The organism is Acinetobacter sp. NEB 394 (assembly GCF_013374795.1).
GTDB classification, from domain to species: Bacteria; Pseudomonadota; Gammaproteobacteria; order Pseudomonadales; family Moraxellaceae; genus Acinetobacter; species Acinetobacter johnsonii.
In genome coordinates this window covers 1-9,444 of sequence record NZ_CP055283.1, presented here as the reverse complement: position 1 = coordinate 9,444, position 9,444 = coordinate 1, and the positions used below count along the sequence as shown (strand labels likewise).

7 protein-coding genes are annotated in these 9,444 nt (G+C 34.5%); 3 read left to right on the top strand and 4 right to left on the bottom strand.

The window, feature by feature from the left end; all coding sequences use genetic code 11:
- Positions 1 to 15 precede the first annotated feature (15 nt).
- Positions 16 to 912 carry a replication initiation protein gene (locus HUK62_RS17180; protein ID WP_176538542.1) on the top strand — a complete coding sequence of 299 codons (897 nt, stop codon included), beginning with the start codon at positions 16 to 18 and terminating at the stop codon, positions 910 to 912.
- A 61-nt stretch (positions 913 to 973) separates the two neighbouring features.
- On the opposite strand, the gene HUK62_RS17175 is transcribed toward HUK62_RS17180, so the two are convergent.
- Complete coding sequence (locus HUK62_RS17175; RefSeq protein ID WP_176538541.1) at positions 974 to 2,272, bottom strand: hypothetical protein; 1,299 nt, start codon at positions 2,270 to 2,272, stop codon at positions 974 to 976.
- Positions 2,273 to 2,606: 334 nt separating this feature from the next.
- Entirely contained in the window at positions 2,607 to 2,924 is a 318-nt protein-coding gene (locus HUK62_RS17170; RefSeq protein WP_176538540.1) for a hypothetical protein, read from the bottom strand.
- Between the two features lie 1,828 nt (positions 2,925 to 4,752).
- Here HUK62_RS17170 and HUK62_RS17165 point away from each other — a divergent pair.
- Positions 4,753 to 5,304 (top strand): plasmid replication DNA-binding protein, encoded by a 552-nt coding sequence (locus tag HUK62_RS17165; protein WP_176538539.1) that lies wholly within the window; start codon positions 4,753 to 4,755, stop codon positions 5,302 to 5,304.
- Between the two features lie 320 nt (positions 5,305 to 5,624).
- The gene (locus tag HUK62_RS17160; protein ID WP_176538538.1) at positions 5,625 to 6,860 is read left to right on the top strand and encodes a DNA methyltransferase; all 1,236 of its coding nucleotides are present in this window, start codon (positions 5,625 to 5,627) and stop codon (positions 6,858 to 6,860) included.
- On the opposite strand, the gene HUK62_RS17155 is transcribed toward HUK62_RS17160, so the two are convergent.
- Both HUK62_RS17155 and HUK62_RS17150 read right to left on the bottom strand, forming a co-directional pair.
- On the bottom strand, positions 6,844 to 7,989 hold the full coding sequence (locus HUK62_RS17155; RefSeq protein ID WP_176538537.1) for a hypothetical protein: 1,146 nt from the start codon (positions 7,987 to 7,989) through the stop codon (positions 6,844 to 6,846). The genes HUK62_RS17160 and HUK62_RS17155 overlap by 17 nt on opposite strands.
- A gap of 21 nt (positions 7,990 to 8,010) precedes the next feature.
- Positions 8,011 to 8,226 (bottom strand): helix-turn-helix transcriptional regulator, encoded by a 216-nt coding sequence (locus tag HUK62_RS17150; protein ID WP_176538536.1) that lies wholly within the window; start codon positions 8,224 to 8,226, stop codon positions 8,011 to 8,013.
- Positions 8,227 to 9,444 lie beyond the last annotated feature (1,218 nt).

Sequence of the window (9,444 nt, the reverse complement as noted above, 5' to 3'; positions counted from 1 at the left end):
CCATCATGGGTCGTAATGCAAAATAACATTCAAGAGTGTTTTAAAAGCATGAGTGTAAATGAAAAACGCCTTTTGATTCTTTCTAGCCCTCTTGCACGTACACAAGATGCTACGGAAAAAGACGCTATTATCATCACGGCAGAAGATTTTTCGAAAGAGTGTGGGATCACACAGCACTCAGCATATGCACAGCTAGAAAAAGCAAGTAAGTCATTGATTAAAAGATATTTTTCTTATCATAATGAAAAAAACAAAAAGGTCTTATCTAATTGGGTAATTGACTGCACTTACGAATCAGGAGGGATTGCTATTCGCTTTCCCGAAGTTGTCTTATTTATGCTCAAAGAGTTCGACAAGGTAAATCCCTATACCAAGTACAAAAAAGACATCATACTGAGATTGAAAAGGGACTACTCTTTCGACTTATATCATCTAGCTAAAAAATTTCAGGCAATGGGGAGATTTGAAATATCCCTAGAAGATTTTAGAAATGAGCTAGGCGTGCCCGATTCATACAATGACCTAAGCAACTTAAAAAAACGTGTAATTCAACCATCATTAGATGAAATTACAGAACAGACAGATATTAACGTAACCTACGAGAACATAAAATCGGGGCGTGCTGTCGTTGGCTTCCGTTTTACAGTCAAGGAGAAGTCGAAGCTGAAAGCGATTGAGGGTGGAGATCAAAATACCGTTCATATGTTCTGCAAGATGACTGACAGCCAGATCAACACTTACAGCTCCATTCTTTCAAATGTCCACAGCATCAGTGACCTTGCAGGCAACAAGGACTATCAAGCATTTGCGGTATGGATTTCGAATATTTTACGAGATCCAAAATCGGTTCGTGAAAATACAGCAAAGCGCATTTTCAAGGCTTTGCGAACTGAAACAGACTTTAAGGGCTAAGTTTGACCTGCCAACCACACCAAGATTTTGAAAAAATCCTGGTGTGGTTGGCCAGATCCACTTACTGCTTTTGATCCTTATGTATCCCACGGACTTTATCTTTCCATTTTGAAAACCGCTTTTGAATCAATTTCTGTACCCGTTCTCTACTGAGTTTAATCCTGCGGTCATTGTTCTGCTGTTTGGTTCTTCTTGCAATCCTTGCTTGCCCCTTTTCATAGAATTTTAAAACGTCTTCTTCTCTTTTTTGCTTATACTTTTCGTCCATATCTTCATGATCTGCAAAGGTTTCAACAGCTTCATACAAAGAAGAAAAGGAATGATACTTCCAATCGATACGGGTCGAATATGATGCTTCTTTTTTTAGCCTTTGAATATCAAAAGCTTCTGTGATCGGCAAATGAACTTTTTTCTGAGTAGCCCAAGCACCTTTAGCTTTATGTGCTTGCCCTCGATTGAACTGCTTTTCAAGTTTCTGTACCACTTGCCCCACATCAGCCAAAGTACCGCCAAACATAGGAATGGTGTCAACCATGAAAGCGACATTAGAAATCGCTTCACGGTACTCAGAAGGCTCTAACCTTGCTTGACGCTTTATCACATCCTTAGTCGGCATATTAGCTTTTGATTGAGTAACCGTCTTTTTGATTAAATCCTTTTTAATCAAAATCTTTTTATCAATCTCAACTTTGGCTACAGAAAATATCAGATCCATATAAACAGGCGTGAGATGCCAAGTCCATCGAGATCCACTGATTTTTCTAGGTGGTTTACCCTGTTTTAAAGCCTGTTCATCGGCATACTTCTGCATCTGTCTTACTTTGGCTTTAGGATAGTCTGACTTTCTCAATTCTAGCTTTACGACTGAATCAACATTGTAGATGTAGATCCTCTGTTTCTCATGCTCTAAGCTATGAAATTCTTCACGATTTTCTGATCCATCCCTTTCCTTGAAGTCTTTTTTTATAAAGTCTTTCTGATAAGCAATCGCAAGGTTTTTCCTTTTTCGTGGAGTTGGCGCAGGCTCGACTTGTAAGTCTGCAACTAGCTTTTGATACAGCAGAGAAGTATCTCGGATTTCTTGAGGTAGAGTAATCAAAATACAAATGATGACCTGTCTTTTTTGCCTTAAATCTTGGTTGTACTGAATAACAAGGTGTCCATTACAGGCAAAGTTTTTATTGTTTGTTGCAGAACCTAAACCAACATTGTACCGCTTAATTAAACTCGCAATTCCTTTCTCAGCTTGGTCAATATCGATAAATATTTTTCGATAGAAAGTCGCTTTTCCTTTGCTAACACAATTCAAAATTGCCGACATAAAAAATTTGTTTGAAGTGGTGTAAAAAATCACTTTCATTTCCCCATTTGCTCACCAAGCAATAAAATTTTGAAAAGGTGTAATAGTGGAAATGTAATAATTTAAAAAATTTCAGGTATTACTTTTTTTAATAAATTTACATTTAAAAACAAATCCTTGCAAAGCAAGGATTTTGAAAAGAAAAGTCAGCGAAGCTGGCTTTTCTTACGAAGCGAAGCTTCGTGGCGGGGCAATCAGGGTGTAATCAAGTCGTTCCTGTAATTTGATGAAACTCTGATTGCCCCGCCCTGAATAGGGTGATAAATTCGGCTTGTTAAACCGTATTCTTTAAAAATTGGTTCTTCTTTTTTAGAAGTTAGGTCTAGCTCTTTGTTCAACAGGGAGCTACCAACTCCCTTTGCTTTTTTCTTCTTTGTAAAAATGTTTTGGGAGTCTGACTAACTTCTAATTCATTGCTTTTTTGGCATGCAGGTTGGCGACCTGTATGTATCGAACGAATACGATCTACCTCAGCGTGAAGCGTACTGCCATGCCAAATGGCTCGGTATCGCAAACGAAGGGGGCTAAAAGGTGTCAGCGCAATATCATCTTTGATGGTGTTGCGTGTCAGCCTTTTTTCTATCCGTTCCAATTGTGTGAACAGAGCCACCAATGCCTTTGTGCGAATGGTGGTTGGTACTTGGGCGACCATGAAACCATAATCGAAGCTGTAGACGATTTTTTTGTCGATTCAGCCGTGTTTCTGTAGGGAAAATAACCGCAGATGCAATGCCACGAGAGGGAGTGTCACAGTGAAAGAGCAGAAGCTCGGGGATCTGTGGAAAGTAGATGATCATCATTAGGTCGAAACTTTTTGGTTGTGTGGAAAGACACAATCAGCACGAATAGCTCAACTCTAGCAGAACCTAAGCACTACGTTGTTTGTAGTGTAGGGGTGCGAGTGGGTATCAATGGGATATAACTTTGTTTTTAATTCTTGCCAAGCCTGTTTACGGAACGACGACAGGGGAAATCGAAGATCAATTGATTGATCGGGGAGTGGAATTAAGGGCTATAAGCTATCCGAAGGGTACATAGTAGATTTTGGTGTAAGTGTGGAAGATGGAGCTGTGACTGTAGTTATGATTTTTCATAATAGCCACTACAGTTGATTTTTTTAGTCAAAAGCTAAGAAAAACAGTTTTGATTTTAATTCTTGCGAATGTCTTCATTTGACGCAAAGCAAGCAAAGGATCATTTATCCATCGGGAGATCGGGAGAGTAGGCGGGGGCGAAACCCACTATTATTGGCGAATGCGTTAACTATCTTGGTTTTAGTAGTTTTACAACAAGATAGACAAAAATCGTACAAGTCAGTAGGACGAAAACTCGAGCGTGTGTGTAGTGAAAAAGCAAAAGAAGGACTGCAAGTAACCAATTTCAAAATAGGTGGTTTTGAGATGCTCAACTTAAGATTTGGTAGATCTTTAATCGAGTATGAAATGGTATTTCTTTGGTACTTGCAACAAAAGCAAACGTAGTCGCTTGGCTTACAAGCAAAGTCTGACGCTTTCTCGTTCAGACCTTTATGATTTTAGGTAACAAAATCATCAGGATCTCAGTCCTGTAAGCATGAGAGAGTTATTCATCGGCTTTACCTTTTCGTTAAATAGATGAACTGTCAGAGATGGCAGAGTGAAATCCACACATATTCTGTGTAGCAATCCTCAGCTTTACGAGGACTATCCAACGAACTGTAAAATTTAACAGTATTAATTATGGAACGATTTTTTGTTGATTAGTCACCAACTTTCTATCCATCCCTCTAATCAATACATCCAAGATTAAAATCTTGATTAAATTAACATTTCATCAAATTAATCCACTCACTTTCTCAAGTGAATTGATTAATTCTAAACACATAGAGAGATCTATTGTTTTATCATTTTTTAAAGACCGTACTGCACCTTTGTAGTACGGTCTTTTCTATTTCCATGAGATAAAAAATAATTCACTCACAGATATTCACTTCCTCTCAAAAATGATATAGCGTTCTTCGGGTAGCTACTGGCAACAGGGCAGGTCTGATCCAAGACGTTGGCAGATAAAAAAATGTTGGGACTGTGAATTGTGTGGCAGATCCGAATATGGCACCTGTTAGCAAGAAAAAACCTACCAGACTTTAAAAACACACATAGGTTTGGATAGAAGAAATTTTTCGGAACCGCAATTCAGCAATGAATTGCGGTTTTTTTTGCTTATTTGAATCGTATTGAAACCACATTGAAAAAATTATTCGAAAACCCTACCCCCTGATAAAACTCCACCATTTGCGTTTTAAGCTACTTTTTAAAACCTATGGATCCTATAAAGGGGGAATGTCTATAAAAATCCAATACAGAGCAAATGAGGGTGATTTAAAGTGTTAAGGAGTTAATTCTTTTACTCAGATCAGAAAAGTAAGATTTAAATGACATTGTTAATTGAAATTGTTAAGTTAACAGTCAAGTATTAACACAGGTTGAAAACTGGTTTACATAATGAAAAAACTGTCAGTTTCAGAGTTGGCCAAGCTTTACGGATATTCAAGACAGGCCATATATGCACATATAAACAAAGGAAATTTATCTAAAGGATCTGATGGTTTAATTGACTTTACAGAAGCCTTAAGAGTTTTTGGGGAACCACAAAAAAAAGAGACTAGTGTCAATCAAAGTCAATCAATTAACAGTCAAAACTTGACAGAAGTTGACTTACTAAAACGTCAAGTTGACATACTGGAAAAACAGTTAAATCAGGCAGTGCTGAGAGAAAATCAATCGCTAGAACGTGAATCGTTCTATCAGGAACAAATCGAAGCTATGCAACGTCTACTGGAAGCCCCAAAACCGCCAAAAGTAGAAGATCCAACACCTGCTGCTGCACCTCAAGAAACGGTTGAATTAGCCAAAGAAGAAGCTCCAGTAGAAGCCGAGATCCAAACTCAGCCTAAAGATGACGGATTGACTACTTTGGTTGAAAAAGAAAATAAGCGGATTCCAGAGCCTGAGAAAAGGGGTTTTTGGAGCCGTTTTTTTAGACCCTATGATTAACCACGATTGTTTAACTAATATGAACAAAGTCGTGAAACATTGCTTAAATAATAGGCGTGGAACATTAAGAATCAACAAAAAAGCCCAAATCAGCTGAGTTGGGCTTTTCACATCGACATAAGATTATGAATTATAACAAATAAAAAATTGCATTTCGCATAAGCTGTATTATGTTAAGTTTAGAGAAACTTAAATAATGAGTAGAATAAAAGTTGTGATAATCAGTTTTAAGAATAATTTTTTTAATTGCCTGACTAATATACTTACTATCAGACTAAATCATGATATAATGTTAAATATATTTAACACAAAGAGCTACTATGTTTAATTTATCTAGTGAAAATCTTACCCCAATTTATCAGAAGTTTCCGCCTCTAATAGAAGAGATAAATGGCGAAGAAATTCCAACTTTTCAGTGGGATATACCTTATACGATTAAAGATATCTCATATCTAACACATAGCCACTATAGATACTATGGTAAATTTCCATCAGTTCTAGCTGGAAAAATTATTGACTTGTTTCCACCAAAAGATAAAAACAGTTATATTCTAGATAATTTCTGTGGCTCTGGAACAACCCTTGTCGAAGCAAAGCTTAGAGGAATTAATTCAGTTGGTTTAGACATCAATTGGATTTCTGCTCTTGCATCAAATGTCAAAACCAAACATATAAATATAAATAAAATTAGAAACTTACATGACAGCATTCTTTTTCTATATAAACAATATGTGTCGAAACCATTTGATAGTAATTTAGATGTATTAACCAGTTTTGAGGAAAAATGGTTTGTCCCAGAAAATGTCAAAGACTTAAAAATTTTACAAAATATTCTTTTAAATTTAGAAGCATCTGATGAGCTAGATTTTATTGTAGTTGCATTTTTAGGCATTATACGCCGAGTATCAAAAGCCTATGATGGTGAAGTAAGACCTCACATTAATAAAGAGAAAAAAGTTAGGGAGGTGATCTCTGCTTTTTCTAAAAAAATTAATGACATGATTAGTGATCATATTAAATATATGGACATCACTAACTCTAATACCTTTGCTACATGCTATGTTGGTAATAACTTAGATTTACCTGATACTATTAAAGAAAAAAATATATATTTAGTAATTAGTCACCCGCCATATCTAAACAGCTTCAATTATTCTCCTATCTTTAGCTTAGAATTATATTGGGGTAAAGTTTTCGAAAAAAATTACTCTCCCCTTGTTTCTCTATATAAAGAAGAAATGAAAGCTCACCCTGCGAGTGAATCTATTACTGAACAATATTTCAATCATCTAAGAGATTGTTATACACAAACCTTTAATATTCAAAAAAATGGCGACTATCTTGCTGTAGTTATTGGGGATTGTACACGTAAAGGTGAACTCATCCCCGTATTAAAAAATACCCAAAAAATTATAGAAGAAATTGGATATAAAACTATTATGTTAAATTATCGAACCACACATTATGGTTTAGGTAAATATGCTTACAAACATCGTGCAGACTACCATGATGATATTAACGGTAAAAAAGATGGAATTCTTATCTTTCAGAAATAATAGATAAACTATTATTTAAGTAATTTAGAGATACAAGTTCTTCAATATGAGTACCATCTGACTTAAGTTGTTGGAAAATTTTACCATCATATTCTGTTAATATACTCATAATAAGATCTTGTATCTCTTTATTCTTTTCAAAGTTATCTTTTGTTATTAGATCATATAAATTTGATACCGTTGCGCCATTTCTTTCAAAATATTGATTAAATACTTCGAAAGCCTCGATTAATATACTATCTGGTACTACAAGATTGATATCAATACAAGCACTAATCATATTTCTGCTTTTTCTTTCCCAGTGTGCAAATTCAGTTAACACTAAAATACTTTTAAAGCTTGGATCATCAACCTTATCAAATGATCCAAATCTCTTCTTACGAACATCTAAAGCAACAAATGAAGCCTGTTTTGCTTTTTCTGGTGTTTGCGGACCAGCTAAACAATTATTAAGAACTAAAGATATTCTATTCTCCTGTAAATTAAAATTAGATATTTCTAATATACGACAGTTATTTAATGGTAAATTGAATTCTCTTAAACTTCGACTATTTCCTATTATATCTATACTATTATCACTACATTGTGCAACTATAAGTCTATAATGATCTTTGACTTGTTCATTAAAAATGATTTCATTATTGATTTCATTTTTTACATTAATGAATAAATTATTATCACAATTTGCAAAAGATACAGATAACTTGTGTCTATTCATACCATGACTTGAAAAACCGATATTAAAAATACTATCTAATTTTAAATCATATTTCTTAGTCTGTTTATTTTCATAATCTTTAAATTTATTTTTAAATGAAGTTGAGACTGTTTGCTCGACTCCTACCTTTTTACATTCAATAAAACCTATATAATTTTCTAGATTAGTAACACTCCCTCCCTTAAGTAAATTCTCATTTACATCTTTTGTAATTAAAAACTCAACTTTATGCCCTGCATCAGAAAAGCCGTATAAGTTAGGTTCAATATGTAATCTTTTTTTCAGATTTTGATCGTAATGTAAAGCTCCATATGTTAGCACTTCTAACATATCCCCAACCTTTCGCCCTATTTGATGACCAGCACTTCTATAGAAAGATATATATTTAAAAACATCGGATAATTTCGACACAATTGTTCCTAAAATAAAGGATTATATGTCCTTAAACATTTCACACAAGCTTATGTTTAAATTTTCAGAAATTTTCTTTATTTTTCCAATTGATGGGTTAACCTTACCATTTTCAATTTGAGTCAAATAGGTTCTTGTTATTTCAGATTGCTTTGCTAAATCTTCTTGAGAAACCCCTCTAGACTTACGTAAAATTTTAATTTTACTACCAAGACTTTCCAAAAAATAATTATCCACTATATCGCCCTATTACATATCTCAGAACATGATACACGTGAAAAAATCTATATCCCCTAATAAATCAACTAAAAATTTAACATAAAATCTCTTATACGCAATTTCTATACTTAGCGTGAATTTCAATGAATTGCTGTTTTTTTGCTTATTTAAATTGTATTGAAACCACATTGAAAAATTATCCGAAAACTCCACCCTTGATAAAATCCCTCCATTTGCGTTTTAAGCCACTTTAAATCAATTGTGCTAGTTGGGTATAGAAAGTAAATAAAAAATGCCATACAGCGCAAAATAGAGCAGAATACGACTACTTTTAATCACAATATATGGTTTATGGGTCTCTAAATCCCTATCTCTCTTTTTTTGCATCTGACTGCACTTTCCGAGCGAGTGTCTACGAGCGACCACACCAAAATTTGCGCTTAGACCCTCTGAAAAACCGTTTTTAAAACATTTGCTTCAAAAAAGCAGTAAATCAATTGCTTATATTTGCTTCTAGATCGAGCGAAGCGAGTAAAAAAAGCTTCTGAGCGAAGCGAAGCCGTAGTTGCTTTTACTTTTTTAGAATCCTCTCAAGATCGTAACCCAAAACTGCCCCTTAAACCGAGCTTTAGCGAGGTCAAAATGCCACGAGCTTTAGCGAGTGTCATAGGGCAGTTTTCACTCCCCTGTTTTCTTTTATTCTTTTAATAAGCTTTTAAAAGACTTTTAGCCCCCCATGTAAGCCATATATATCAATGCTTTCAGACTTTAAAAAAGTACTTTTGAGGGACTAACTAAGTACTTTTGAGGGACTTTTAGCGTTTTAAAAAGTACTTTTGAGGGACTAACTAAGTACTTTTGAGGGACTGAAAAGTACAATAAATACATCGTACTTTAAATGAGTAAATTAAATAATATGGGTATATTTTGTGCGAAAACCCAATACAAAGTACATTCCAAACTAGATTCTTTGTTGCGTTTTGCTAAAAAAGCACAAAAAAGACTCGAATTTGGATCTAAACCCAAAACCAAGCACATTGTAGATTGGATACTGGATTGCATTTTATTAAAAAAAAGTACAAATAGGGGACTCAAAATTTGAGCGAAAACCCATAAAAAGTTTATTGTAGATTGTGTACTTTTATAGATTTTTTGATCTTATATTGCTATTATTAAGTACATTATATCTATTGTACTTTTTTGGTTTTTAGCTTTATGAAAATAACAACTTACCCT

What these genes read in the sequence shown, in the direction of transcription:
- HUK62_RS17180 (WP_176538542.1), top strand. Translation starts at nt 16, where the DNA reads ATGCAAAATAACATTCAAGAGTGTTTTAAAAGCATGAGTGTAAATGAA.
- HUK62_RS17175 (WP_176538541.1), bottom strand. Translation starts at nt 2,272, where the DNA reads ATGAAAGTGATTTTTTACACCACTTCAAACAAATTTTTTATGTCGGCA.
- HUK62_RS17170 (WP_176538540.1), bottom strand. Translation starts at nt 2,924, where the DNA reads ATGGTCGCCCAAGTACCAACCACCATTCGCACAAAGGCATTGGTGGCT.
- HUK62_RS17165 (WP_176538539.1), top strand. Translation starts at nt 4,753, where the DNA reads ATGAAAAAACTGTCAGTTTCAGAGTTGGCCAAGCTTTACGGATATTCA.
- HUK62_RS17160 (WP_176538538.1), top strand. Translation starts at nt 5,625, where the DNA reads ATGTTTAATTTATCTAGTGAAAATCTTACCCCAATTTATCAGAAGTTT.